Source organism: Thermomonas sp. (assembly GCF_041919455.1).
GTDB lineage: Bacteria > Pseudomonadota > Gammaproteobacteria > Xanthomonadales > Xanthomonadaceae > Thermomonas.
In genome coordinates, this window is the sequence record NZ_JAYRTQ010000015.1 from 42,636 (window position 1) to 66,638 (window position 24,003).

The window sequence follows — 24,003 nt, forward strand, 5'->3', positions numbered from 1 at the left end:
ATCGTTACTGCGCAGGTGCCTCCGCCGCGGGCGCTTCGGCCGATGCAGCGGTATCGCCTTCGGTAGCGGCGGGCGCTTCAACAACCGGTGCCGGGGCCTCGACGACGGGGGCAGGCGCTGCCTCCACCGCCGCCGCTTCGATCGCCACCGGGGCAGCCGTCGCATGGCCGTCGCCGCTGGCGCTGGAGACCGGCAACAGCGGCACGATCAGCAGGGCCACGATGTTGATGATCTTGATCAGCGGGTTGACCGCCGGGCCGGCGGTGTCCTTGTACGGGTCGCCGACGGTGTCGCCGGTCACCGCGGCCTTGTGCGCCTCGGAGCCCTTGCCGCCGAAGTTGCCGTCCTCGATGTACTTCTTGGCGTTGTCCCAGGCGCCGCCGCCGGTGGTCATGGAGATGGCCACGAAGATGCCGGTCACGATGGTGCCGATCAGCAGGCCGCCCAGCGCCTCCGGTCCCAGCAACAGGCCGACCACGATCGGCACCGCGACGGGCAGCAGCGAAGGCACGATCATTTCCTTGATCGCGGACTTGGTCAGCATGTCCACGGCCTTGTCGTACTGCGGCTTGCCGGTGCCGGCCATGATCCCGGGGATCTCGCGGAACTGGCGGCGGACTTCCTCCACCACGCTGCCCGCGGCACGGCCCACGGCTTCCATCGCCATCGCGCCGAACAGGTACGGGATCAGGCCGCCGATCAGCAGGCCGATGATCACCCGGTGGTCGGACAGGTCGAACGCGAACTTCATGCCGCCGTTGGCCGCTTCCAGGTTGTGCGTGTAGTCGGCGAACAGGACGAGTGCCGCAAGTGCGGCGGAGCCGATCGCGTAACCCTTGGTCACCGCCTTGGTGGTATTGCCCACGGCGTCCAGCGGATCGGTGATGTTGCGCACTTCCGGCGGCAGTTCCGCCATTTCGGCGATGCCGCCGGCGTTGTCGGTGATCGGGCCGTAGGCGTCCAGCGCCACGATCATGCCGGCCATCGACAGCATCGAGGTCGCGGCGATGGCGATGCCGTACAGGCCGCCGTGCAGGTAGGAGAACCAGATCGCCAGGCAGACCGCGATTACCGGCAGCGCGGTGGACTTCATCGACACGCCGAGGCCGGCGATGATGTTGGTGCCGTGGCCGGTGGTGGACGCCTTCGCCACGTGCTGCACCGGCTTGTACTGGGTGCCGGTGTAGTACTCGGTGATCCACACGATCACGCCGGTCAGCAGCAGGCCGATCAGGGCGCAGATGTAGAGGTTCATCGCGCCGTGCGCGTTGTCGCCCATCAGAGCGGTGGTGATCGGGTAGAACGCGATCGCCGCCAGCACCGCCGAGATGATCACGCCCTTGTACAGCGCGCCCATGATGTTGGGCTTGTCGCCGCTGACCTTGACGAACATCGCGCCGATGATCGAGGCGATGATCGACACGCCACCCAGCACCAGCGGGTACAGCACCGCATTCTTGCCGGCGGTGGCCACCATCATGCCGCCCAGCAGCATGGTGGCGATCACCGTGACCGCGTAGGTCTCGAACAGGTCGGCGGCCATGCCGGCGCAGTCGCCGACGTTGTCGCCCACGTTGTCGGCGATCACCGCCGGGTTGCGCGGGTCGTCCTCGGGGATGCCGGCCTCGACCTTGCCGACCAGGTCGGCGCCGACGTCTGCGCCCTTGGTGAAGATGCCGCCGCCGAGGCGCGCGAAGATCGAGATCAGCGAGGAGCCGAACGCCAAGCCGACCAGCGCATGCAGGTTGTCGGCCTGAGACAGGCCCATCTTCTGCAGCACGAAGTAGTAGCCGGCCACGCCCAGCAGGCCCAGGCCGACCACCAGCATGCCGGTGATCGCACCGCCCTTGAAGGCGACGTTCATCGCCGGGCCCATGCCGCTGCGCGCGGCCTCGGCGGTGCGCACGTTGGCGCGCACCGAGACGTTCATGCCGATGTAGCCGGCGGCACCGGACAGGATCGCGCCGATGGCGAAGCCGATCGCGGTATGCCAGTTGAGGAAAAAGCCGATCAGGACGAACAGGACCACGCCGGCGACCGAGATCGTCATGTACTGGCGATTGAGGTAGGCGCGCGCGCCTTCCTGGATCGCCCCCGCGATCTCCTGCATGCGTTGGTTGCCGGCGGGTTGCCGGTTGATCCAGCCTGCGGCCCACAGGCCGTAGGCGATCGCGATGACGGCGCAGACCAGCGCCAATACCAAACCGTATTGCTCCAGCATGAAACCCCTCCCCGGAGTGTTCGTATGGAAGACCGTTGGTTGTGCCCCCGTGCATGACGGGCGACGCCCCGACTATCGCACAGGGCGATGCCTCCCGGACGCGCGCTGAAGCAGGGATCGCGCCATGAATGCCCGATTCATCGAAAGCGTGGCAGCCTGCCGCTCCCCGTCGTTCCACCGGAGCCGCTCGATGCTGCGACCGCACATGATGTTGATCCTGATCCTGATGCTGGTGGCCACCGCCAGTGCCCAGGCCGCCGATCCCGCGCCCGAAATCCGCCGCGATGCGGCCAGTCCGCAAGCCACCGGCCTTGTCCATACCCTGCGCACGATTCCCGAAGCCTGCGCGCGCCTGGAAGGCAGGTTCACCGGCAACGCGGGCAAGCCCTACGACTTCGCCGCGGTGCGCACCAGCGATCGTTGCGCGCCCCGCGCGAAACTGGTCGATGCCGCGAATGCGAAGGCCTCGGTCGCCAACGGCTGGGTCTTGAACGATGTGATCCGCGTGCCCAGCGCGGCATGCCCGTCGCGGCAGGCGGTGGTGCGGGTCTGGCGCAAGGACGCGAAGGTCGCACCGCCCAAGCTCGATGCGCAGGGCCGCTCGCGGATCTACCTCAAGGACAGCATGGACGCCGCGCGCGCCGGCGAGCTCAAGCCGATCCCGGTGTTCGCCGCGGCGATGACGCTGGAAGGCCTGGCCTGCAAGTGACGCGCACGGCGGTGCGCGATCCGTCGCCGGTTACCTGTCGCCGAACCCCGCGTTCGCCTGCGGCTTGACCGTCACCTTGATCCTTCCACCGGCAAGGAATTCGCGGACGGCACGGGTTTCCGATCCCGTGTTGTAGACGAACATCCCCCCTCCAGCCGACATCACGGCGGATGACGTCATCGATCCGATGGCGACATCCTGCTTGCCCACCTGCGCAGCGTCCGGGGTCAGCATCAGGTAGGCCGGTGCAGGCGCCGACGGGTTGAGGAAGATCGTCATCGAGTATTCGTCGCCGCGGCGGACGAAGGCATCGAAGCCGTGGCGCTGCAGCGAGCGGAACTCGGCATCCAGCACGTCCACCGCGGTCGCGAAGGTGCCGCCGGTGGACAGCAGCACGGAGACCGCGATTTCCGCGGGTGGGGAAACGCCTTCGATGGCATACAGGGCGAGCGGGATGCTCGCATCCGCGTTGCGATAGCACTGGGCCACGTCGGCGAACTCGACGTACGCGAGTTTTTCGGTGGTCTTGGCGTCCAGCGGCCGCAACGGCACGCGGACCACATCGGTGAAGTCGGCAACGCATGCCATGTCGGACGTCGACGGCACCTTGGCCCGGTAAGGCGTGGTGGCGCAGCCGACGGTGAAGGCGATGCCCGCGAGCAAGCCGACGCCGGCGATCCTGTGCATGGTCACAACTGGCTGGCGATGCGTGCGGCCACGGCATCGATGGCCTGCCTCAGGCCCTCGACGGAGGCCACGCCTGCCCGCACCAGGTCATCGAAATCCGGATAGGCGAACTGCGCGTCCGCATCGATGGCCACGGCCTTGTTGATGTTGAAGATGTTGTTGTAGGCGTAGTAGTCGGTGTAGTAGTTCTGCTTGCCATCCGGGCTGACCAGGCGCACCGACGCGGTGGCCGTCGGCCGGTACGGCGCCCGATCGCCCGCTCCCGCAGCGGCGTAGCCGATGAAGCTCACGTTGACGTCCATCTGCGCATCCGCAGCCGTGGTCGTCGGATACGCCTTGCGCAGGCCCAGGCTGCCGCGCTCGACCCTTGCCTTCTGCACCTGCGATGCCGGCCACACCAGGGTGTAGCCACGCTCGCCCATGTGCGCGGTGAGTCGATCGCGGAAGTAGGCAAGGGGCTCGAACTGGCTCTTGGCGAGGATGGCGGCGTATCTGCTTTCCTTGCTCGCCTGGTCGGCGGCTGCGACCAGGCCACCGATCAGGCCGAAGTTGGCGCCCGGGTGGTTGAGCATCATCACGGTGGTGTCGGTCGGCTGGGTTTCCAGCACGGCGATGGTCTTCACGTTGGCGTGGACATCGCGGTTGTACGCCTGCTGCTCGGGCATGCTGACGCATCCCGTTGCGGCCAAGGCCAGCAAGGCAGCGAACACGAGGCCGAAAACGCGGTTCAGGTTCATCCAGTTCCCCAGGTGGATACGATCGAGGCCCGGACGTGCGTGCGGGTCGCGGAAGGATGGGGAAATTCGCCGCGCCAGACAACAGCGGCACAGTGACGCAGGGCTCAGTCCCGGATTTCCACCCGCTTGAGCTTGCTGCCCGCGCCGGTCTTGATCGTGACGGCCGACTTCGCGCAGCCGAATTCCTTCGCAACCAGCGCGATCAGTTCTGCATTCGCCTTGCCATCGACCGGCGGCGATTTCAATTGCGCAAGCCAGGTGCCGTCCTCCTGCCACGTCAGCGTGGAGGCGCGGGCATTGGGTTTGGCCTTGACCAGCAGGATCGGCATTGCGCCAGCATCGCACGCGTTGCGACCTCGCAAAACGAAACGCCCGGGAATGCCGGGCGTTTCGGAGTGACAGGGTGGCGGCGAGAACTCAGTTGCCGACCTTCAGCTTGCCGCCCTTGCCGAGCCCGCCCTTGACCTCCTGCGGCCGGTAGTCGCGCATGGCGATGACGAGGTTGTTGTAGGCATTGGCGAAAGCTGCGGCCAGCGCCTTGCCTTCCGGGGTATTGCTGTAGCCGCCCAGCGCGCCGAAGCCGCCGCTGCCGCCACCGCCGATACCGATGCCGAAGTCGGTCTTGGTGGCATTGCCCTGGGCCACGCCGATCTGCACGCCGGAGCGGTTGTCGATCATGGTCAACATGGTCTCGGCCTTCTTGAACTTCAGGCCGCCGACCACCGCGCCGACCGCGCCCAGCCGGCCGCCGAACGCGCCGAGCACGCCGCCGATGCCGCCGGCGTTGCTCTGCGAGAAGTTGATGCTGGGATTCATGGTGTAATCGGCGGCGACCATCTGGCCCTTGCCGAAGCTGCTGCCTTCGCGCAGCTCGCCGCTGTCCATCAGCGAGCGCTCCTGCATCATGTTCTGCATGGCGCGGCCGCGCTCGACCACCACGAAGCAGTTCGACTGCTGGATCAGCATGCGGATGACCGGGATGGTCGAGGGCAGGTTGAGGTCCGAGCGCAGGTAGCGGTACCAGTCGCCTTCCTGTTCCTCGACCACCGCGATGGTGCCCATCGGCTCGTCGCAGTATTCCAGATTCATCGCGGCGCCCTTGGCATTGGCGCCAGCGGCGGCGCCCTGCGGGTCGTTCTGCTTCTTGCTCCACTGCGCCTGGGCAGGCGTGCTCAGCAACAGACAGAGACCCGCGGCCAACAACAGTTCCTTCATGGACTTTCCCCTAGCTTCATTTGGTTGCCCCCGGCCGTCGATGCCGGACAGGGCGATTCTAGCGCCGATGCGGGCGGTCAGCCGGCCCACGCGGGCAGTTTGCGCCGTATCGTGGCTTGCGGGAGTACTACGTAATCCGGCAGCCCGTTCCGGACATAGGGCGGATAGGCCTCGCCCGCAATGAGCGGGGCGAGGTAGCGCCGTGCCGCCGCGGTGATGCCGTGGCCGTCGGCGCGGATGAAGCCCTTCGGCATGGTCTTCTCGTGGTTGGCGACTTTGTCGAGCGGCGCGACATCGACGTGCCACTCATACGGTTCGTCGGCGGTGCGCACGATCACCGGCATCACCGCGTTCTGCCCGGCCAACGCGCAGTCCACCGCGGCGCGACCGACCGCCATCGCCTGTTCGAGGTCGGTCTTCGAGGCCAGGTGGCGGGCGGAGCGTTGCAGGTAATCGGGCAGGGCCCAATGCACCTTGTGGCCCAGCACGTCCTTGACTCGTCCTGCCAGATGCGAGGCCACGCCGCCGAGCTGCGCATGCCCGAACGCATCCTTGCCGCCGCCGGCATCGGCCACGAAGGTTCCGTCCGCGGTGCGGATACCCTCGCTGGCCACGACCACGCAGTGGCCGACGCGCTTCACCACCGCGTCCACGCGGGCGAGGAAGTCGGCCTCGTCGAACGGGCGTTCCGGGAACAGGATCAGGTGCGGCGCCTCGTCTCGGCCTTCGCCGGCCAGGCCTGCGGCGGCCGCCAGCCAGCCGGCGTGGCGACCCATCGCCTCGTAGACGAAGACCTTGGTCGAGGTCTCGGCCATCGCCGCCACGTCCAGCGCGCATTCGCGCACCGAGACCGCGGTGTACTTCGCCGCCGAGCCGAAGCCGGGGCAGCAGTCGGTCACCGCCAGGTCGTTGTCGATGGTCTTGGGCACGCCCACGCAGGTCAGCGGGTAACCGAACTCGGCCGCCAGCTGCGACACCTTCAGCGCGGTATCCGCCGAGTCGTTGCCGCCGTTGTAGAGGAACCAGCGCACGTCGTGGGCCTGCAGCACGGCGAGCAGGCGCTCGTACTTCGCGCGGTCGGCCTCGACCGATTTCAGCTTGAGCCGGCAACTGCCGAAGGCGCCGCCGGGGGTGTGCGCCAGCGCCTTGACCTGTGCGGTGCTGAGCGCGGTGGTGTCGATGAGTTCCTCGCGCAGCGCGCCGAGGATGCCGTTGCGGGCCGCCAGCACCTTGACCTTCTTGGCCCGGGCGGCCTGCAGCACGGCGGAGGCGGTGGCGTTGATGACGGCGGTGACGCCGCCGCTCTGGGCGTACAGCAAGGTGCCTGCGGGCATGCCGGTTTCCTCGGGGGATTGGCCCTTGGTCGAAGCCGTGGGCCGGACGCATAACGATACGGTAAGCTGGCCCGGACGAGGCCGGCGCGCGTTGCGTGGCGGCCGCCCCACGATTCTGGAGCGATGCGATGCGATTGGTTCTGTTGGGCGCGCCGGGTTCCGGCAAGGGCACCCAGGCGGCACGACTGAAGGAACACCTGCAAGTCCCGCACATCTCCACCGGCGATCTGCTGCGCGCCGAAGTGGCCGCCGGCAGCCCGCTGGGCCTGCAGGCCAAGGAAGTGATGGCCCGCGGCGACCTGGTCAGCGACGAGATCCTGCTCGGGATGCTCAAGGATCGTTTCTCGCGCGACGACACCAAGGCCGGCTTCATCCTCGACGGCTATCCGCGCAACCTGGCGCAGGCCGCGGCACTGGGCGAATTGCTCGCCAGCCTCGGGCAGAAATTCGACGCCGCCGTGCAGCTCACCGTGGACAACGAGCAGATCATCGAGCGACTGGCTGGCCGCGCCAAGGCCGAAGGCCGCGCCGACGACAGCCCCGAATCCGTTCGCCACCGCCTCAACGTGTACGACCAGCAGACCGCTCCGGTGATCGATTTCTATCGCCAGCATGGCCAGCTCACCGTGGTCGATGGCGTGGGTTCGCTGGACGACGTGTTCACCCGCATCGTCGAGGCGATCCAGTCGGGGCACGACGTCGGTTGAGGCGCGAGGAAGCGGGGGCCGGCAGGCCTTTCAACAAAGCGAGTATCGGGGAGCGACTTGGAAGGCCTGCCGGCCCCCGCTTCCGGGACAGGGCACGACGGAGCCGATCTTGAAACTGCACATCCTCGGCATCGCCGGCACCTTCATGGGCGGCGTGGCCGCGCTGGCGCGCGAACTCGGCCATGCGGTCGAAGGCAGCGACCAGAACATCTATCCGCCGATGTCGACCCAACTGGAACAGTTGGGCATCGCGCTGAAGCAGGGTTATTCGCCCGCCAATATTTCCGGCGACTGCGACGGGATCGTCGTCGGCAACGCGTTGTCGCGCGGCAACGAGGCCGTCGAGCACGTGCTCGATGCCGGCCTGCGCTACATCTCCGGTGCGCAATGGTTGAGCGAACAGGTGCTGCCCGGCCGCGACGTGCTGGCGGTCGCCGGCACCCATGGCAAGACCACGACGACGACGATCCTGTCCTACCTGCTGGAAGCGGCCGGTCGTTCGCCGGGCTTCCTGATCGGTGGCGTGGCCGAGGATTTCGGCGTGTCCGCGCGGATCGGCGGGGGGCGCGAATTCGTGGTCGAGGCCGACGAATACGACACCGCCTTCTTCGACAAGCGCAGCAAGTTCGTCCATTACCGGCCGTTGGTCGCGATCCTCAACAACCTGGAATACGACCACGCCGACATCTTCCCGGACGTGGCCGCGATCCAGCGCCAGTTCCATCACCTGGTGCGCACCGTGCCGCGGCGCGGCCGGCTGATCGTCAACGGCCACGATGCGCGCCTGCGCGAGGTGCTGGCGATGGGCTGCTGGACGCCGGCCGAACGCTTCGGCTTCGATGAAAGTTTCGAGTGGAGCGCACGCAAACTGTCCGCGGATGGCAGCCGCTTTGCCGTGCTGCGCGATGGCCGGCAACTCGGCATCGTCGAGTGGCCACTGCTCGGCGACCATAATGTACTCAACGGCCTGGCCGCGTTGGCCGCCTGCGCCGCGGTCGGCGTGGACATCGCATCGATCATCCCGTCGCTTGCCGCCTTCAGTAGCGTGAAGCGGCGCATGGAAGTGATCGGCACGCACGACGGCATCACTGTCTACGACGACTTCGCCCATCACCCGACCGCCATCCACACCACGCTTTCGGGTTTGCGCGCGAAGGTCGGCGACGCCCGCATCGTGGTGGCGATGGAGCCGCGCAGCAACTCGATGCGGCTCGGTGCGCATGCGGAGGCGCTGGCGCCGTCGCTCGACATCGCCGACGTGGTGGTGTTCCTGGCGCGTCCCGAGCTGCCGTGGGATGCGGGCAAGGTGGTCGGCGCGCTGAAAGGCGAGGGGCATGTGGTGGCCGATGCCGATGCGTTGATCGCGCGGTTGCGTGCCCTCGCGCGCAATGGCGACCACGTGGTGTTCATGTCCAACGGCGGCTTCGATGGCGCGCCGCGGCGGTTCCATGCCGCCTTGAAGGATGGCTGACGCCACCACGTCGCTGCCGCTGTTCCCGCTGCACGGTGTGCTGGTGCCGGGTGCCGCGCTGGACCTGCGGATCTTCGAGCGCCGCTACCTCGACATGGTCGGCGAATGCGGGCGCAACGGGTCCGGCTTCGGCATCTGCCTGATCCTGGAGGGCAACGAAGCCGGCACTCCGGCAACGCCGGTGGCCTTCGGCACCGAGGCGGTGATCGAGGATTTCGGCAACACCCCGGAAGGCTTGTTGTCTCTGCGCGTGCGCGGCCGTCGCCGCTTCCACGTGCTGCGTACCCGCGTGCGCGATACCGGCCTGATCGTCGCCGACATCGAATGGCGCGATGACGTGGCCCCGTCGTCGCGCCTGCGCCCCGAGCACGCCCTGCTGGCGGAGATCTTGAGGCGAATCCTGCTGCAGGTCGACGCCGGCCACGTCGATCCGGATCCCGCGTTGTTCGATGACGCCGCATGGACGGGTTGGCGACTGGCCGAACTGTTGCCGTTGTCGATGCCGCAGCGGCAGGCGCTGCTGCAACTCGACGATCCGCATGCGCGCCTGCAATACCTGCTCGACGGCATCGCCGCCGACGCGAACTGATCGTTCCGCCCAGGGCGGATCGATGCGGATCCGCAAGACGGCGTCGCGTTCCGCCGACGTGCCGGCCAAGCTGCGCAGGTCCTCGGGCAACGCGTGCGCATGCGGTTCCGGCTGCCACAGGGTCAACAGGCGCAACCGCTTGCGCCCGTGCATGCGCTCGTAGCGGGCGACCCAGAGCGGCGTATCGCTGGCCAGTCGCGCCGGCGCGGGCCACACGCGCAGCACTTCGAGTTCGTCGGCCAGTGGCCCGGGACGACGCAGCAGCAGGCGTTCCGGATGGCCGTCCAGGGCAAGCGGCAACACCGGTTGGTCGGCGAGCGCGTGGTCGTCGTCGAGCAGTCCGAGCACGGCGACCCAGTCGGCCGGTGCCTGCACCGTCCAGCCCTGCGCCTGCAGGCGTCGTTGCAAGACACCGAGATTGCCGGCGGCTTCCAAGTCGAAATGACGCGGGTCATCGACGCCCTGCGACCACCAGCGTGCATCGTCGATGACGCGTGTCGGTGCCGGCGGTTCGAACTGCGCCAGCGTCGCTTCCGCACTGCGCGGTGCATGCCACAGCGCGACCAGCACGAAGCTGCCGTAGAACGCCCACGCCAGCGGCCGCATCCAGAACGAGCGCGCGCTGTGGCGGCGATAGGCAATGCCGAGCAGGAGCAGCCAGATCACCCCCAGCAGCACGCCGCCGGTGATGTCGCTGAGCCAGTGCGCGCCCAGGTACAGGCGTGCGAATCCGACCAGCGCCGTCGCCACGCCGGCCAGCAGGTAAGGCCACACCCGCTGACGACCAGGTAACTCGCGTGCGATCAGCACCGCGAAGAAACCGAACACTACGGTGGTCATGGTCACCGCGATCGACGGGAAGCCGAAACCCGCGGCGGCGGTCGGCGGGCGCGGCATGTCCGCGACCGCGCCCAGGCCGATCGTCAATGCCAGGCCCACCGCGATCGCGCCCAGCCAGTGCGCGGCCGCCATCCAGCGTTTGCGCCACAACAGCCAACCCATCGCCACCAGCGAGGGGATTCCCAGCACCGGGGCGCTGCCGATCGCGGCCAGCGATGCCATCAATCGGTCGGCCAGCGGATTGCGCAGGGCGAACATCGCCGCATGCACGTCGTGGTCGAACAGCGACGGTCCGCCGCGCATGAGCAGGGTGGCGCTGAACCCGGCCCACAGCCACGCAACCACGAACAGGCAGCAGGCGAGCACCAGCAGCGATGCGGATTCCGGCCGGCGCGGATCGATCAGCGCGGCGGCATAGCGGCCGAGCCGCGGATGCGCGCGGGTCCAGCGCAGGGCGCGCGCCAGCAGGTTGTCGGCGTGGTTCGCGAACCAGCGCCATGTGTAGAGGACCAGCGCCCACACCAGCGCCAGCACCGCGACCAGGCCCAGCAGCACCAGCACCAGCTTGTCGGCGACCGCGGCCACCGCATCGTAGGACGCGCCGAAGATCCAGCCCGGCGCCAGGAACACCGCAGCCCAGGCGAAACACGCGAAGAGACTGGCCGGCATGTAGCGCCGCAACGGCATGTGCAGCATGCCGGCCACCGCCGGCACGAACGGGCGCACCGCGCCCACGAATCGCGCAATGACCAGGCCCTTGGTGCCATGCCGGCGGAACAGGGTCTCGCCGCGATCCAGCAGTTGCGGATAGCGGCGGAACAGCCAGAGTTCGCGCATCGCCGGTCCCCAGCGATGGCCGATCCAGTAACTCAGGCCATCGCCCAGGAACGCACCCAAGGCCGCGCAGGTCACCGCGTACGGGCCATCGATATGGCCCAGCCCGATCAGCGTGCCCACCGCGAACAGCAGCGGCAATGCCGGCACGATGATGCCGACCACCGCCAGCGCATCGCAGAAGGCGATCAGGAACACCAGCCCGCCCGCGGCATGCGGATGGGCGGTGATCCAGGCGATGGTGGCGTCGAACCAGGCACTCTGCATCGGCCGATTATAGAAGGCGGGACAGGAGCAGCGGATTACACTCCCGGCTCACCCGAACCGATGGCGAGCGTGATGGCCTCTCTCTCCGGCAAGACCCTGTTCATCACCGGCGCCTCGCGCGGCATCGGCCTGGCGATCGCCCTGCGTGCCGCGCGCGATGGCGCCAACGTGGCGATCGCGGCGAAGTCCGACGTCGCCAATCCCAAGTTGCCGGGCACCATCCACAGCGCGGCGCAGGCCGTGAACGAGGCCGGTGGGCGCGGCCTGGCGTTGAAGTGCGACATCCGCGAGGAAGACCAGGTGCGTGCGTCGGTCGCGGCCACGGTGGATGCGTTCGGCGGCATCGACATCCTGGTCAACAACGCCAGCGCGATCTGGTTGCGTGGCGCACTGGACACGCCGATGAAGCGCTTCGACCTGATGCAGCAGGTGAATTCACGCGGCAGTTTCCTGTGCGCGCAGGCCTGCCTGCCGCATCTGCTCGAAGCACCAAACCCGCACATCCTCACCCTGTGCCCGCCGCCCTCGCTCGACCCGAAGTGGTGGGCGCCGCACACCGGCTACACGCTGGCGAAGATGGGCATGAGCTTCGTCACCCTCGGGCTGGCTGCGGAGTTCGGCCCGCGCGGCGTCGCGGTGAATGCGCTGTGGCCACGCACGCTGATCGCCACTGACGCGCTCAACATGATCCCCGGCGTGCAGGCCGGAAACGGCCGTTCGCCGTCGATCATGGGCGATGCCGCGCATGCGGTGCTGCTGCGCGACGCCCGCACGACCAGCGGCCGCTTCTTCATCGACGACGAGGTGCTGGCCGAAACCGGCATCACCGACGTCTCCGGCTACGCGGTGGACCCGTCGCTGCCGCTGCTGCCCGACCTGTTCCTCGACTGAGTCGTTAACACTCGCTGCCGCGGCCGCGTCTTCCCATGAATCAAGATGACAGGGACGACGTGGACGAGGCCGATAGCGTACCGATGCTGGTTGATGCCGCGCGCCGGGGCACCGGCAGCGCGATGGACGCGCTGTTCCGCCGGTTCGCGCCGATGGTGCATGGGGTGCTGCTGGGGTACGTGCAGAAGGCCGATGCCGACGATCTCACCCAGGACGTGTTCGAGACCGCCCTGCAGCGGCTCGGCGATCTGCGCGAGGCCGCGGCGTTCCCCGGCTGGCTGCTCGGCATCGCCCGGCATGCGGCGCTGGATGCGAAGCGGCGGCGCATACCGCTGACCGGCATCGAGATCGAGCGCGTCGATGCGCAAGCCACGCACGAAGAGCGGCTCGATGCGGAGCGCGCGCTGGCGGCGATCCGCTCCTTGCCGCAGGCTTATCGGGAGACCTTGATGCTGCGCCTGGTCGAAGGCCTGAGTGGCCCGGAGATCGCCGAACGCACCGGCCTGACCGCAGGCAGCGTGCGGGTGAACCTGCATCGCGGCATGGCCCTGTTGCGCAACGCATTGGCGGATCGAAGAACGGGAGCGGGTGCATGAGCAACGGCGACAAGCGCATGCGCGACGAGGGCATGGACAACGACTATCTGTGGGATCGCAGCGGCCCGGTGGATCTTGAAGTCGCGCGGCTCGAGCGTCTGCTGCGCGGGCAGTCGCATGTCGAGGTGCCGCGTCGCGCGCGCGTCGGGGCGTCGCCGACGCCCCTGCCGCGCATGCGCCGCCGCGGCTGGCGGATCGCGTTTGCTGCGGCAGCGATGCTCGCGCTGTGCGCGCTCGGCGCCGGCGCATGGTTCCAGCAGCGCCTGCATTGGGAGGCAGGCGCGCCGTGGCAGGTGATCGCGCAACAGGGCGATGTGCGCGTCGATGGGCGTGCACAGCAAGCCCAGGCACTGGCGCAGGACGGCACGCTGGAAACCGGTGCGAATGCGACGACGCGGCTGCGCGCCGCCGGCATCGGCGAAGTGGCGGTTGGCGCCGGCTCGCGCGTGCGCCTGGTCGAAACCCGTACCGGTTTCCATCGCGTGCAACTGGAGCAGGGCAGCCTGTGGGCGCGGGTGTGGGCGCCGCCGGGACAGTTCGGCGTGGGCGTGGCCGGCGCGGACGTGATCGATCTCGGCTGCGAGTTCCTGCTGAAAGTCGATGCAGACGGCAACGGCGACCTCAGCGTGCTCAGCGGCTGGGTGCAGGTCGACAACCTGCGCCGCGAAGTGCTGGTGCCGCAGGGCACGCGCGTGCGGGTGAATGGCGATGGTGCGGCCGGCACGCCGCATGCGTTCTCGGCCAGCGATGCGTTCGTTGCCGCGCTGGAAGCGATCGATGCGCGCAACGGCGCGGTCGATGCGAATGGCGAGGAAGTCCAACGCCTGATCGCCGAGTCGCGGCAACAGGATGCGATCAGCCTGCTGGTGCTGTTGCGCGACTACCCGCAGCTCGCCGAAGGCCCGATGTTCGAGCGTCTGTCGATGTTGTTGCCGACGCCGCTTGCCACCCGCGATGCGTGGCGCAGCGATCGCATGGCCGTGCTGAACGCCTGGTGGGACGCGCTGCCGTATCCGCGGGTCAAGCGCTGGTGGACGCAATGGCCGGATGCGTTCTCCTCGCGCGGCGGCAAGATGGCGCACTGGCTGCGCACGCAGGGAAACGGTTAACGCCAAGCCTCGTCGCATCGTCCTTCCGGCGCATGCGTATCAAGTCTGGTACGCGGCATCCGCATCCACAGGAGGACGCCATGAATTCGCTCCGCACTTCCACACGATCGTCCCTGCGCGGCGCGCTGCTCGCCGCCGCCTTGTTGTTCTCGACCACTGCGCTCGCCGGCCCGCCGCTGCTTTGCCATCCGTTCGACACCGGCGGCGCGGCCTCGCTGCCCTGGGGCAAGGGCTGGAATGTGCCAGACCGTGGCTACGACACCGCCCGCCTAAGCGCGGACACCGCGTCCCTGCTCGGCGCGCAGGTGCCGGTGATCGCACGCATGGAGACCCTGCGTCGCGCCGCCATCTACGCCAGCGCCGACGGCACCAGGCTGCGTGGCCTCGCCGCCTCATTGGAGGCGCGCGTTGGCGCCGCGAAAACCCCGCAAGCGAAATCCCTCGCGCTGTTCGACGCCGGCTATTTCGCGGAGACGCTGCAGGACATCGCGCGCCTGCAGGGCTACGACATGCCTGGCATCGGCAGGGTCGATGTGGCCGCGTTGCGCAGCGTGCTGGCGAGGGGCGACGGCAGCCTGCGCATCGCCGAAGCGCTCAAGTTGCGTTCGGGCGATGCCTCGATGCGCTTCGCTGCCGCGCTGGTGTCCGCCGCCGATGAGCGCAAGGGCGACTACAACACGCATGCACGCCTCGCCCGCGCCGGCATCACCGAAGATGCGCTGCTCGCGCGCAATATCGGCCAGGTCGCAGCCACCTACTGAGGCCTACACGCCGTGGTCCGCGCAACGCTGCGGGCCACGGATGGCGGGACGGAACCGCGTCACGCATGGGAAGATAGGCGCATCCCCCGGATGCAGCCACGCCGATGAAATACCTGCACACCATGGTCCGCGTCCGCGACCTCGATGCCTCCCTGCGCTTCTATTGCGAGGGCTTGGGGCTGAAGGAAACGCGGCGCATGGAGAACGAGCAAGGCCGATACACCCTGGTGTACCTAGCCGCGGACGAAACTCCTGACGCGGAAGTGGAGCTGACCTACAACTGGCCGGGCGAGGACGGCGCGATCGAGGACTACGGCAGCGCCCGCAACTTCGGCCATCTCGCCTTCCGCGTCGCCGACATCTACGCCACGTGCGGGCACCTGCAGGCGATGGGCTACACCATCAACCGCCCGCCGCGTGACGGCTACATGGCCTTCGTGCGCTCGCCCGACCTCATCTCGATCGAATTGCTGCAGGAGGGCCACCTGCCGCCGCAGGAGCCTTGGGCGTCGATGCCGAACACTGGCGTCTGGTAAAGGCGGGGCACACGCATGCATTTCGCCCAGGGCCTCGCGGATTTCGCCACCTACTTCGGCATCGGCCTCGGCTTCATGCTGCTGTACGTGGTGCTGTACCTGTATGCCACGCCGCATCGCGAGATCACCCTGATCCGCGGCGACAACCTGCCGGCCGCCGTCGTGCTCGCAGGCGCGCTGCTCGGCTTCGCCGTGCCGCTGGCCAGCGCACTGCGGGTCGCCAATGGCTTGCTCGACGTGGCCGCGTGGGCGTTTATGGCATTGGTCGCGCAACTTGCGGCGTATGCGCTGGTGGCCCTGCTGCTGAAGGATTTCTCCAAGCGCATCAACCGCGGCGAGATGGCGGCCGCGGTCCTTGCTGGATCGATCCACCTTGGCGTGGGCCTGATCAATTCCGCTGCGATGAGTTTCTGATCGAGTTCTCCCAATGACCGAATCCACATCCGATGCCGCGCAGCTGCTTGCCCTCGGCCGCGACTACTTCCTGCCGGTCTATCGCCCGCGCCAGCTGATCCTGGAGCGCGGCCAAGGCAGCCGCCTGTGGGACAGCGAGGGCCGCGAGTACGTCGACCTGGCCGGCGGCATCGCCGTCTGCGGGCTGGGGCATTGCAATCCGGAGTTGACCGCTGCGTTGATCGCACAGGCCGGCAAGCTCTGGCACACCAGCAACGTGTTCTACAGCGAGCCGCCGGTGCGGTTGGCGGAAGAACTGGTCACCGCCTCGCGCTTCGCGGAGCGGGCATTCCTGTGCAATTCCGGCGCCGAGGCCAACGAGGCCGCAATCAAGCTGGTGCGCAAGTGGGCGACCGCGCAGGGCCGCGCGCCGGACCGCCGCGTCATCGTCACTTTCCGCGGCAGTTTCCATGGCCGCACCCTGGCCGCGGTGACCGCGACTGCGCAGCCGAAATACCAGGAAGGCTACGAACCGCTGCCGGGCGGGTTCCGTTACGTCGATTTCAACGACATCGCCCAGCTCGACGCGGCGATGGCGAGCGGCGACGTCGCCGCGGTGATGCTCGAGCCGGTGCAGGGCGAGGGCGGGGTGATGCCGGCCGCACCCGGGTTCCTGCAGGCCGTGCGCGCGCGGTGCGACAAGCACGATGCGCTGCTGGTGCTCGACGAGATCCAGTGCGGCATGGGCCGCAGCGGCGTGTTGTTCGCGCATTGGCAGGACGGCGTGGTGCCGGACATCGTCACCCTGGCCAAGGCGCTCGGCGGTGGCATGCCGATCGGCGCGATGCTGGCCGGCCCGAAGGTCGCCGAGGTCATGCAGTTCGGCGCGCACGGCACCACCTTCGGCGGCAACCCGCTGGCCTCGGCGGTCGCGCGGGTGGCGCTGCGCACGCTGGCATCAGCTGACATCGCCGCGAACGTGCAACGCCAGGCGCAGGCGATCCGCGATGGCCTGGAGGCGATCAATCGCGATCTCGATCTCTTCTCGGAAGTGCGTGGCCGCGGCCTGACGCTGGGTGCGGTGCTGAAGCCCGCCCATGCGGGGCGTGCTGGCGAGATCCTCGACCACGCCACCGCCAATGGCCTGCTGCTGTTGCAGGCCGGTCCGGACGTGCTGCGCTTCGTGCCGGCGCTGAATATCGGAGATCAGGATGTCGCCGAAGGACTCGCGCGGCTGCGTGTTGCGCTGGAAGCATTCGTCGGAACTGCGAGTCCGTAGTGCGAAATGTGGAAATTTTCGATGGAAACGACAGCCACTACCTCACGTGGCTGTCCGATCATCTGAATGGTTATGTGCTGAATCGACGCCGGGGCAAGTCCGACAACTATCTTGTTCTACACAGGGCGACGTGCAGGCTGATAAGTGAAGATGATGGCAAAGAACCAGGCGGATTCACTCAGCGCGGTTATGTAAAGGTGTGTTCAACCGATTTGCAATCCTTGAGCGTTTACGCGATATCGATCGGGCGACTGGATGGTTCGTTTTCGGGGCAATGCGCGCGCTGTGTGGGGAAGCATGTTACGCGTCTCGAGTGTCCCGGAAATTTGAAAGTGAAAGATGAATTTGGCGAAGACAACATGAAAAAAATTGAAGTGGCAGCCTCGCGTGCACGTCAAGGCAACTTGGAGCTTTACGTCACCGCGATCAAGGTGAGGGATCTGGTGGCACCTGGGTTCTATAACGTTGAAACGCTCGATCCAGAAGATACGAATGACAAGGGGTATCAGCGTCTCCTTAATAAAGCTCGCGCGAAGAAACTGGCTGATTACATTGTCAAGGGGCAGGATGAGGGTGATGCCTTTTTGCCTACGTCAGTATTCTTGGCGACTGACAAGCCGATTACGCATGACCAAAAAACCAATACGATTCTCATTGATTTAGAACAGGTGGGGCCCTTCAGCGTGGTCGATGGCCAGCATCGACTTGAAGGCTTACGCATGGCTGCAGAGAAGGATGCGCGCGTACTGGATTTCGAGGTGCCAGTAAACATCGCGATCAACCTGCCGCGGATTGCGCAGATGTGCCATTTTCTGATCGTCAATACGACCCAAAAAAGCGTCGACAAATCGGTTGAGCAACGCATCATTGCCAGGCTCACGGACGCCTTGGATGTCGAGGCCGATATGCCAAGCCTTCCGAAGTGGATTGCGAATGTCGTGCAGCGTGGTGAAGTCGAGAAGGCGATCAAGTTTGCCGATTACCTCAACGATACCGCCGGGTCGCCTTGGTTTGGAAAGATCAGGATGGCGAACGCGGACAGCGCTGATGCGACGGTGAACCAGCGGTCGTTCGTTAAGGCAATCGTGAAGTACGTGCTTGCGGCCAACAATCCACTTGGTGCTGTGCTCAAGGATCCAGAGAAAGAGCGCAAAGTATTCCTCAATTACTGGAAAGCCATCGCCTCGTTGCTTGACGATGGCAATGCGACAGTGCTCTACAAGTACAACGGTGTTGAATTGTTCTGCAAGTTCTCGATTCCATTTTTCATCAAGCTGCTTGATGCAGGAAGTTTCACCATCCCGGTGATGGAGCGTCTCTTAAGCTCATGCTTCGATAATATGGAAGGCGACTACGCGGGGGTCGGGCACTCTGATTTCTGGGCAAAGGGCGGCAAGGCCAGTTTTCTCAATGCCGGCGCGATCAATGTTATTTCCCAAGAGATGACCAAAGCACTACATGCCGCTTCCCTTACGGGCGACATCGAAATATGAAAGTTGGGTTGCTATCGCCTGCAACCTCTGCCTTCGATGCTTTCCGGAGGAGTCGGGAGCGATTCTTTCCGGAAGGGCCCGGATGCTACGTCCTGACGACCTTCGATGGTGATGTGCTCTATATCGGATTGGCGACCAATCTGAAGCGCCGACTCTTACAGCACTTGGACAATCCTCAAAAGACCGAGTTGACGCCAAAAGGAAGGGCGGTTCTGGTTCACTGGCGCCCAGATCACAATCTCTTCCTAGAGAAGTTGGAACGGACTTGGCTCCTCATTCATGAGCAGCATGAAGGGAAGCTCCCCATGCTCAACAGGATGCATTCTCCGGTCTCGGTTTGATCGTCTTGGTCAACGGTTGATCCGGAGTCAGCCCAGCGCCTGCGCCATATCTGCGATCAGGTCGTCGGCATGCTCCAGCCCGATCGAGATCCGCAGCAAATTCTGCGGCGAGCGCGGATTCGGCCCTTCAACCGAGGCGCGATGTTCGATCAGCGATTCGCAGCCACCCAGCGAGGTGGCGTTGGTGAACACGCGCAGCTTGCCGGTCATCGCCAGCGCCGCGTCACGCCCGCCGCGGACCTCGATGCTCAGCATCGCGCCGAAGTCTCGCATCTGCCGCGCGGCCACCGCATGACCCGGATGCGATGGCAGGCCCGGCCAGTTCACCCGCTCGATCGCCGGATGCGCGGCCAGGAAGTCGGCGACCTTGCGTGCGTTCGCGCAATGCATCGCCATGCGTGCGCCCAGCGAGCGGCAACCGCGCAGGGTCAGCCACGCGCTGAACGGCGCCAGCACCGCGCCGGTGACGTGCAGCCGGTGCGCGACCTTGCGGGCGAGCTCGTCGTCCTTGGCGAACACCAACGCGCCGCCGAGGACATCGCTGTGACCACCGAAATACTTGGTGGTCGAATGCATCGCGATGTCGGCGCCCAGCGCCAGCGGGCGCTGCAGCAGCGGGGTGGCGAAGGTGTTGTCGACGACCACGATCGCGCCTGCCGCATGGCCGATCCCGGCGAGGCTGGCGATATCGCTGATCTTCATCAGCGGGTTGGATGGCGTCTCGATCCACAGCATCGCGACCGGCGTCGCACAGGCCGCGCGCACCGCCTCCAGGTCGGCCATGTCGACCACCTCGGCGACGATGCCGCGCTCCGGCAGGAACTCCTGGAACAGCATGCGCAAGCCGCTGTAGCAGTCGTCCGGGAATAGCACGCGGGCAACATTGGGCAAGCAGTCGAGCAGGGTGCTCATCGCCGCCATCCCTGACGCGAACGTGCAGGCGGCCTGGCCGCCTTCCAGCGCCGCCAGCGATTCGCGCAGGCGGTCGTTGGTCGGGTTGCCTTCGCGCTGGTACTCGTAGCCGGCGACGCGCTCACCGGCGGGGCCGTGGCGGAACGTCGTGCTCAGGTGCAGCGGGGGTGCGACCGCGCCGGTGCTTTCGTCGGGTGCGTTGCCGGCGTGGACCGCAAGGGTGGCGGGATGGCTCGTGGTCATGCGGGCCTCAATGATCGGAAGGAAGGGAGCGGCCGCACTTGCGGCAATGCCAGGCATCGCTCTCGTGCTCGGGCAGGCCGCATTCCGTGCAGCGCACGACGCGGCGCTTCGGTTGCAGGCTGCGTGCAAGTTCAGCGGTGTAGATGCCGGTGGGCACGGCGATGATGCTGTAGCCGATCACGATCAGCACCGACGTGATGAAGCGGCCCACGCCGGTGCTCGGTGCGATGTCCCCGAAGCCGACAGTCGCCACCGTGACGACTGCCCAGTACATGCCGGTCGGGATGCTGGTGAAGCCGTGTTCCGGACCCTCGACCACGTACATCAGCGCGCCGAAGATCACCACGATGGTCATCAGGGTGGCGATGAACACGAAGATCTTGCGCCGGCTGCGCAGCAGCGCCTCGATGAGGACGCCGGCTTCGCTCGAATATTCCACCAGCTTGAGCACGCGGAATATCCGCAGCAGGCGCAGCGCACGGATCACGGTCAGCGATGCGCTCGCCGGGAACAGCAGCGACAGGAAGGTGGGCAGGATCGCCAGAAGGTCGATCGCGCCATAGAAACTTCGCGCGTAGCGCAGCGGCTTGCGTACCACCCACAGGCGCAGGATGTATTCGGCGGTGAACAGGAGGGTGAAGAACCACTCGGCCAGGTACAGCGCGCCATGCCATTGCGCCTTGACCGCAGGCACGCTGTCCAGGATCACCACCGCCACGCTGGCCAGGATCGCCGCGATCAGCCAAAGATCGAAATTTCGTTCGTCGGGCGCGTCATGGTGGAACACGAGTCGATACCAGCGATAGCGCGCCCCGGACGTCGAGGCCGGGTAGTACTCCTTCTCGAACAGGTTGCGCGGCCGCGCCGCAGCGCTCGGATCGTCCATGGGCTACAGGCCTGAAAACGCGCCGCGCGCAGCATCGATGGTGGCGGCGATCGCGGCGTCGTCGTGCGCGCTGGACATGAAGCCGGCCTCGAATGCGGACGGCGCCAGGTACACGCCGCGTTCCAGCATCGCGTGGAAGAAGCGGTTGAACGCGGCGCTGTCGCAGGCCATCGCCTGCGCGAAGGTGTCGACGGTCTCGTTGGTGAAGAACATGCCGAACATGCCGCCGACCCGTTGCGTGGTGAACGCCACGCCGGCATCGCGCGCCGCGGCTTCCAGGCCATCGCACAACGCATGCGTCTTTGCTTCGAGCGCTTCGTAGAAGCCTGGCGCCTGGACGAGTTCGAGCATCGCCAGCCCCGCCGCCATCGCCACCGGATTGCCGCTGAGCGTGCCGGCCTGGTAGATCGGGCCGCTCGGCGCGATCTGCTGCAACAGTTCGCGGCGACCGCCATAGGCACCGACCGGCATGCCGCCGCCGATCACTTTGCCGAAGGTCGACAGATCCGGCGTCACCCCGTAGCGCGCCTGTGCGCCGCCAAGCGCCACCCGGAAGCCGGTCATGACTTCGTCGAAGATCAGCAGCGCGCCGTGCTGTGTGCACAGCTCGCGCAGGTGCTGCAGATAGCCTGCTCGCGGCGGCAGGCAGTTCGCATTGCCGACGACCGGCTCCACGATCAGGCCGGCGATGTCGCTGCCGCAGTCCTCGAACAGCTTGGTCGCACCATCGAAATCGTTGTAGGTCAGCGTGAGCGTCAGGTCGGCCAGCGCCTTCGGCACGCCCGGTGAGGTCGGCACGCCGAAGGTCAGCGCGCCGCTGCCGGCCTTCACCAGGAAGGAATCGCCATGGCCGTGATAGCAGCCCTCGAACTTCACGATGCGGCTGCGACCGGTGGCGCCGCGCGCCAGCCGGATCGCCGACAACGTGGCCTCGGTGCCGGAGTTGACCATGCGCACCATTTCGCAGCTGGGGATCAGGCGGGTGATGGTTTCCGCCATCGTCACTTCCAGCGGGTTCGGTGTGCCGAAGCTCAGGCCTTTGCGCGCGGTGTCGATGACGGCTTCGAGCACCCTCGGGTGGTTGTGACCGACGATCATCGGGCCCCACGACCCGACATAGTCGATGTAGCGATTGCCATCGACGTCGAACAGGTGCGGACCATCCGCGCGCTGCACGAAGAAGGGCTTGCCACCCACCGATTTGAAGGCGCGCACCGGCGAGTTCACGCCACCGGGCATCAGCTGCTGGGCGCGGGAGAAGAGGTCGTGCGAGCGTTCCTTGTTCATGTGCTGTGGTTGTTCTCGGTAAGCGTGTTTGAGAAGAGGCTGCAGTACGAACGCGCCGCCGCTATCGGATCCGGTGCGTCGAAGACGCCGCTGATCACCGCGATGAAGTCGGCACCCGCATCGATCAATGGTCCCGCATTCTCCGGGGTGATGCCGCCGATCACCACGCGCGGCACGCCGAGTCCGGCGCTGTCGCGCAGCAGGCGCGGGCCGGCACGACGTGCATGCGGCTTGGTCGGCGACGGGAAGAACGCGCCGAACGCGATGTAGTCGGCACCCTGCGCGGCAAGCTTGCGCGCTCGGTCGATGTCGTCGTAGCAGGACACGCCGACGATCGCGTCATCGCCGAGCAGCATGCGAGCCGAATGGATGTCGCCGTCGTCCTCGCCGAGGTGCACTCCACCTGCACCGAGCTCCAATGCGAGGGCAGCATCGTCGTTGACGATGAAGAGCACTCCGGCATCGCTGCATGCATCGCGGAGCAACGTGCCGGCCTCGCGCAAGGTCGCTGCAGGCATGGCCTTGTTGCGAAACTGCAGGCAGGATGCGAACGGCAGCAGCGGCTGCGCGCGCGCAACGAGGCGCAGTGGATCCGGCTCGTCCGGCGTGATCAGGTAGAGCCCATTCCTGAGCATCGTCGACGTGCCGCCTGGGTGTGTTTTCGAGGGCATCGTGCTTCCGCAGGCCGGCGCGTGGTGGGACAATCGGTGCCGGCTTCCCCATTATCGCTCCGATGACCGCATCCGACTCCGACGCGCCCTACCGCACCTGGATGTGCGTGGTCTGCGGTTTCATCTACGACGAGGCGCAAGGCATGCCCGAAGACGGCATTGCGCCCGGCACGCGCTGGGAAGACGTGCCGGACACGTGGACCTGCCCGGATTGCGGCGTCAGCAAGGACGACTTCGAGCCGATCGAGGCCTGATCGACCCGCGTCACTTCGCCTGCGGAATGTCAGGGCTGAAGCGCATCTCGGCACCATCCTTCAGGCCGAGGCGCTCGGCTTCACCGGCGTTGAGCTCCAGCACGTAGCGCGCGGGCGCATCGCTGGGATACGACGGGCACGCATCGCCGAGCGAGCAAGTGGGCACGTCTCGCTGCTGAGCAACCAGCTTGCGTTCGTCGTCGAAGTAGAGGATGTCAAGGGGGATCTTCGTGTTCTTCATCCAGTACGCCTGTGGCTCCTCCGCGTCGTGGATGAAGAGCATGCCGTGGCCGTCCGCCATCGCGTCACGGAACATCAGCCCGCGCGCGCGCTCAGCATCGTCGTCGGAGATCTCGACGGCGTAGCGGTGGCCGCCGACCTCCACCCAGGGTTGCGAGGCCCCCGCACAACCGGAGACAAGGCACGATGCAAACAGGGCGAAAGCGTGGACGCGCATGTATGGCTCCTTCATGGATCGCGCACCATGCGCGCGAAGCACGGAATGCGTCAAGGCACAAGACTTCCAACCCGTCGAGCGTTGTTGCATGATGCGCGCCCGCTTCACCGACGGCTTGTCCGGACGACTGAACGGCAGCAAAAAACTTCCTCACAAGGTGTTGACGGCAACAAAAACCCTTGTATGATGTGCGGCTCACTTCGACGGAAACGTCGCAGCGAGAAACGAACCAGGCGCTGAGGCCGACGTTCGCAGATCTTTGACAGTGTGCGCAGGTGACTTG

The 24,003-nt window shown here is 66.6% G+C and carries 25 protein-coding genes and 1 pseudogene; 14 read left to right on the forward strand and 12 right to left on the reverse strand.

Features of this window, described 5'->3' with window-relative positions:
• Window positions 1-4: 4 nt before the first annotated feature.
• Entirely contained in the window at window positions 5-2,221 is a 2,217-nt protein-coding gene (locus tag ACE3T8_RS11160) for a sodium-translocating pyrophosphatase (RefSeq protein ID WP_374609269.1), read from the reverse strand.
• 190 nt (window positions 2,222-2,411) lie between these two features.
• Here ACE3T8_RS11160 and ACE3T8_RS11165 point away from each other — a divergent pair, with 190 nt between their 5' ends.
• Window positions 2,412-2,930, forward strand: a complete 519-nt coding sequence (locus ACE3T8_RS11165; protein ID WP_374609294.1) for a hypothetical protein — start codon at window positions 2,412-2,414, stop codon at window positions 2,928-2,930.
• Between the two features lie 30 nt (window positions 2,931-2,960).
• Here ACE3T8_RS11165 and ACE3T8_RS11170 read toward each other — a convergent pair whose 3' ends face one another.
• The 5 genes from ACE3T8_RS11170 to ACE3T8_RS11190 all read right to left on the reverse strand — a co-directional run bounded on the left by ACE3T8_RS11170 (window position 2,961) and on the right by ACE3T8_RS11190 (window position 6,903).
• Window positions 2,961-3,617 (reverse strand): hypothetical protein, encoded by a 657-nt coding sequence (locus tag ACE3T8_RS11170; RefSeq protein WP_374609270.1) that lies wholly within the window; start codon window positions 3,615-3,617, stop codon window positions 2,961-2,963.
• 2 nt (window positions 3,618-3,619) lie between these two features.
• Window positions 3,620-4,354, reverse strand: coding sequence for a hypothetical protein (locus ACE3T8_RS11175; protein ID WP_374609271.1), 735 nt, complete (start codon window positions 4,352-4,354; stop codon window positions 3,620-3,622).
• A gap of 104 nt (window positions 4,355-4,458) precedes the next feature.
• Window positions 4,459-4,683: a DUF167 domain-containing protein gene (locus tag ACE3T8_RS11180; protein ID WP_374609272.1), complete on the reverse strand. Its 225-nt coding sequence runs from the start codon at window positions 4,681-4,683 to the stop codon at window positions 4,459-4,461.
• A gap of 88 nt (window positions 4,684-4,771) precedes the next feature.
• Complete coding sequence (locus tag ACE3T8_RS11185) at window positions 4,772-5,569, reverse strand: CsgG/HfaB family protein (protein WP_374609273.1); 798 nt, start codon at window positions 5,567-5,569, stop codon at window positions 4,772-4,774.
• Between the two features lie 77 nt (window positions 5,570-5,646).
• Window positions 5,647-6,903, reverse strand: a complete 1,257-nt coding sequence (locus tag ACE3T8_RS11190; RefSeq protein WP_374609274.1) for a 6-phosphofructokinase — start codon at window positions 6,901-6,903, stop codon at window positions 5,647-5,649.
• Between the two features lie 128 nt (window positions 6,904-7,031).
• Here ACE3T8_RS11190 and ACE3T8_RS11195 point away from each other — a divergent pair, with 128 nt between their 5' ends.
• The 3 genes from ACE3T8_RS11195 (at window position 7,032) to ACE3T8_RS11205 (ending at window position 9,670) form a co-directional block, all read left to right on the forward strand.
• Window positions 7,032-7,610 carry an adenylate kinase gene (locus ACE3T8_RS11195; protein ID WP_374609275.1) on the forward strand — a complete coding sequence of 193 codons (579 nt, stop codon included), beginning with the start codon at window positions 7,032-7,034 and terminating at the stop codon, window positions 7,608-7,610.
• A gap of 106 nt (window positions 7,611-7,716) precedes the next feature.
• A complete protein-coding gene (mpl, locus tag ACE3T8_RS11200) occupies window positions 7,717-9,081 on the forward strand; it encodes a UDP-N-acetylmuramate:L-alanyl-gamma-D-glutamyl-meso-diaminopimelate ligase (protein ID WP_374609295.1) in 1,365 nt (454 codons plus the stop codon).
• Window positions 9,074-9,670, forward strand: a complete 597-nt coding sequence (locus tag ACE3T8_RS11205) for an LON peptidase substrate-binding domain-containing protein (protein ID WP_374609296.1) — start codon at window positions 9,074-9,076, stop codon at window positions 9,668-9,670. Before mpl ends, ACE3T8_RS11205 begins: the two co-directional genes overlap by 8 nt.
• Before the next feature lie 657 nt (window positions 9,671-10,327).
• Here ACE3T8_RS11205 and ACE3T8_RS11210 read toward each other — a convergent pair.
• Window positions 10,328-11,611, reverse strand: a pseudogene (locus ACE3T8_RS11210) (bifunctional DedA family/phosphatase PAP2 family protein); the annotation flags it as partial.
• Window positions 11,612-11,683: 72 nt separating this feature from the next.
• Between ACE3T8_RS11210 and ACE3T8_RS11215 the strand changes: the two are divergent.
• From ACE3T8_RS11215 to ACE3T8_RS11255, 9 genes are all read left to right on the forward strand, one after another.
• Window positions 11,684-12,502 carry an SDR family oxidoreductase gene (locus ACE3T8_RS11215; RefSeq protein ID WP_374609276.1) on the forward strand — a complete coding sequence of 273 codons (819 nt, stop codon included), beginning with the start codon at window positions 11,684-11,686 and terminating at the stop codon, window positions 12,500-12,502.
• Window positions 12,503-12,561: 59 nt separating this feature from the next.
• The gene (locus ACE3T8_RS11220; protein ID WP_374609277.1) at window positions 12,562-13,098 is read left to right on the forward strand and encodes an RNA polymerase sigma factor; all 537 of its coding nucleotides are present in this window, start codon (window positions 12,562-12,564) and stop codon (window positions 13,096-13,098) included.
• The gene (locus ACE3T8_RS11225; RefSeq protein ID WP_374609278.1) at window positions 13,095-14,207 is read left to right on the forward strand and encodes a hypothetical protein; all 1,113 of its coding nucleotides are present in this window, start codon (window positions 13,095-13,097) and stop codon (window positions 14,205-14,207) included. The genes ACE3T8_RS11220 and ACE3T8_RS11225 overlap by 4 nt, the downstream gene beginning before the upstream one ends.
• A gap of 80 nt (window positions 14,208-14,287) precedes the next feature.
• On the forward strand, window positions 14,288-14,968 hold the full coding sequence (locus tag ACE3T8_RS11230; protein ID WP_374609279.1) for a hypothetical protein: 681 nt from the start codon (window positions 14,288-14,290) through the stop codon (window positions 14,966-14,968).
• Window positions 14,969-15,072: 104 nt separating this feature from the next.
• Complete coding sequence (locus ACE3T8_RS11235; RefSeq protein ID WP_374609280.1) at window positions 15,073-15,504, forward strand: VOC family protein; 432 nt, start codon at window positions 15,073-15,075, stop codon at window positions 15,502-15,504.
• 15 nt (window positions 15,505-15,519) lie between these two features.
• Entirely contained in the window at window positions 15,520-15,918 is a 399-nt protein-coding gene (locus ACE3T8_RS11240) for a DUF350 domain-containing protein (protein ID WP_374609281.1), read from the forward strand.
• 13 nt (window positions 15,919-15,931) lie between these two features.
• Complete coding sequence (locus ACE3T8_RS11245; protein WP_374609282.1) at window positions 15,932-17,176, forward strand: acetylornithine transaminase; 1,245 nt, start codon at window positions 15,932-15,934, stop codon at window positions 17,174-17,176.
• An 8-nt stretch (window positions 17,177-17,184) separates the two neighbouring features.
• A complete protein-coding gene (locus ACE3T8_RS11250; RefSeq protein ID WP_374609283.1) occupies window positions 17,185-18,669 on the forward strand; it encodes a DGQHR domain-containing protein in 1,485 nt (494 codons plus the stop codon).
• Window positions 18,666-19,010: a GIY-YIG nuclease family protein gene (locus ACE3T8_RS11255; RefSeq protein ID WP_374609284.1), complete on the forward strand. Its 345-nt coding sequence runs from the start codon at window positions 18,666-18,668 to the stop codon at window positions 19,008-19,010. Before ACE3T8_RS11250 ends, ACE3T8_RS11255 begins: the two co-directional genes overlap by 4 nt.
• A 27-nt stretch (window positions 19,011-19,037) precedes the next feature.
• On the opposite strand, the gene ACE3T8_RS11260 is transcribed toward ACE3T8_RS11255, so the two are convergent.
• Genes ACE3T8_RS11260 through thiE form a run of 4 tightly spaced genes read right to left on the reverse strand, consistent with a single transcriptional unit; the run spans window position 19,038 to window position 23,009 of the window.
• Window positions 19,038-20,165, reverse strand: coding sequence for a PLP-dependent aspartate aminotransferase family protein (locus tag ACE3T8_RS11260; protein WP_374609285.1), 1,128 nt, complete (start codon window positions 20,163-20,165; stop codon window positions 19,038-19,040).
• A gap of 7 nt (window positions 20,166-20,172) precedes the next feature.
• On the reverse strand, window positions 20,173-21,051 hold the full coding sequence (locus ACE3T8_RS11265; RefSeq protein ID WP_374609286.1) for an ion transporter: 879 nt from the start codon (window positions 21,049-21,051) through the stop codon (window positions 20,173-20,175).
• Window positions 21,052-21,054: 3 nt separating this feature from the next.
• Window positions 21,055-22,338, reverse strand: a complete 1,284-nt coding sequence (gene hemL / locus ACE3T8_RS11270; RefSeq protein ID WP_374609287.1) for a glutamate-1-semialdehyde 2,1-aminomutase — start codon at window positions 22,336-22,338, stop codon at window positions 21,055-21,057.
• A complete protein-coding gene (thiE, locus tag ACE3T8_RS11275) occupies window positions 22,335-23,009 on the reverse strand; it encodes a thiamine phosphate synthase (RefSeq protein WP_374609288.1) in 675 nt (224 codons plus the stop codon). The genes hemL and thiE overlap by 4 nt, the downstream gene beginning before the upstream one ends.
• 62 nt (window positions 23,010-23,071) lie before the next feature.
• On the opposite strand from thiE, the gene ACE3T8_RS11280 reads away from it, so the two are divergent.
• Window positions 23,072-23,263 (forward strand): rubredoxin, encoded by a 192-nt coding sequence (locus ACE3T8_RS11280; protein ID WP_374609289.1) that lies wholly within the window; start codon window positions 23,072-23,074, stop codon window positions 23,261-23,263.
• Window positions 23,264-23,273: 10 nt separating this feature from the next.
• Here the strand turns inward: ACE3T8_RS11280 and ACE3T8_RS11285 are convergent, their stop codons facing one another.
• Window positions 23,274-23,720 carry a DUF192 domain-containing protein gene (locus ACE3T8_RS11285; protein ID WP_374609290.1) on the reverse strand — a complete coding sequence of 149 codons (447 nt, stop codon included), beginning with the start codon at window positions 23,718-23,720 and terminating at the stop codon, window positions 23,274-23,276.
• Window positions 23,721-24,003: the final 283 nt, after the last annotated feature.

What these genes read in the sequence shown, in the direction of transcription:
- ACE3T8_RS11160 (WP_374609269.1), bottom strand. Translation starts at nt 2,221, where the DNA reads ATGCTGGAGCAATACGGTTTGGTATTGGCGCTGGTCTGCGCCGTCATC.
- ACE3T8_RS11165 (WP_374609294.1), top strand. Translation starts at nt 2,412, where the DNA reads ATGCTGCGACCGCACATGATGTTGATCCTGATCCTGATGCTGGTGGCC.
- ACE3T8_RS11170 (WP_374609270.1), bottom strand. Translation starts at nt 3,617, where the DNA reads ATGCACAGGATCGCCGGCGTCGGCTTGCTCGCGGGCATCGCCTTCACC.
- ACE3T8_RS11175 (WP_374609271.1), bottom strand. Translation starts at nt 4,354, where the DNA reads ATGAACCTGAACCGCGTTTTCGGCCTCGTGTTCGCTGCCTTGCTGGCC.
- ACE3T8_RS11180 (WP_374609272.1), bottom strand. Translation starts at nt 4,683, where the DNA reads ATGCCGATCCTGCTGGTCAAGGCCAAACCCAATGCCCGCGCCTCCACG.
- ACE3T8_RS11185 (WP_374609273.1), bottom strand. Translation starts at nt 5,569, where the DNA reads ATGAAGGAACTGTTGTTGGCCGCGGGTCTCTGTCTGTTGCTGAGCACG.
- ACE3T8_RS11190 (WP_374609274.1), bottom strand. Translation starts at nt 6,903, where the DNA reads ATGCCCGCAGGCACCTTGCTGTACGCCCAGAGCGGCGGCGTCACCGCC.
- ACE3T8_RS11195 (WP_374609275.1), top strand. Translation starts at nt 7,032, where the DNA reads ATGCGATTGGTTCTGTTGGGCGCGCCGGGTTCCGGCAAGGGCACCCAG.
- ACE3T8_RS11205 (WP_374609296.1), top strand. Translation starts at nt 9,074, where the DNA reads ATGGCTGACGCCACCACGTCGCTGCCGCTGTTCCCGCTGCACGGTGTG.
- ACE3T8_RS11215 (WP_374609276.1), top strand. Translation starts at nt 11,684, where the DNA reads ATGGCCTCTCTCTCCGGCAAGACCCTGTTCATCACCGGCGCCTCGCGC.
- ACE3T8_RS11225 (WP_374609278.1), top strand. Translation starts at nt 13,095, where the DNA reads ATGAGCAACGGCGACAAGCGCATGCGCGACGAGGGCATGGACAACGAC.
- ACE3T8_RS11230 (WP_374609279.1), top strand. Translation starts at nt 14,288, where the DNA reads ATGAATTCGCTCCGCACTTCCACACGATCGTCCCTGCGCGGCGCGCTG.
- ACE3T8_RS11235 (WP_374609280.1), top strand. Translation starts at nt 15,073, where the DNA reads ATGAAATACCTGCACACCATGGTCCGCGTCCGCGACCTCGATGCCTCC.
- ACE3T8_RS11240 (WP_374609281.1), top strand. Translation starts at nt 15,520, where the DNA reads ATGCATTTCGCCCAGGGCCTCGCGGATTTCGCCACCTACTTCGGCATC.
- ACE3T8_RS11245 (WP_374609282.1), top strand. Translation starts at nt 15,932, where the DNA reads ATGACCGAATCCACATCCGATGCCGCGCAGCTGCTTGCCCTCGGCCGC.
- ACE3T8_RS11255 (WP_374609284.1), top strand. Translation starts at nt 18,666, where the DNA reads ATGAAAGTTGGGTTGCTATCGCCTGCAACCTCTGCCTTCGATGCTTTC.
- ACE3T8_RS11260 (WP_374609285.1), bottom strand. Translation starts at nt 20,165, where the DNA reads ATGACCACGAGCCATCCCGCCACCCTTGCGGTCCACGCCGGCAACGCA.
- ACE3T8_RS11265 (WP_374609286.1), bottom strand. Translation starts at nt 21,051, where the DNA reads ATGGACGATCCGAGCGCTGCGGCGCGGCCGCGCAACCTGTTCGAGAAG.
- hemL (WP_374609287.1), bottom strand. Translation starts at nt 22,338, where the DNA reads ATGAACAAGGAACGCTCGCACGACCTCTTCTCCCGCGCCCAGCAGCTG.
- thiE (WP_374609288.1), bottom strand. Translation starts at nt 23,009, where the DNA reads ATGCCCTCGAAAACACACCCAGGCGGCACGTCGACGATGCTCAGGAAT.
- ACE3T8_RS11280 (WP_374609289.1), top strand. Translation starts at nt 23,072, where the DNA reads ATGACCGCATCCGACTCCGACGCGCCCTACCGCACCTGGATGTGCGTG.
- ACE3T8_RS11285 (WP_374609290.1), bottom strand. Translation starts at nt 23,720, where the DNA reads ATGCGCGTCCACGCTTTCGCCCTGTTTGCATCGTGCCTTGTCTCCGGT.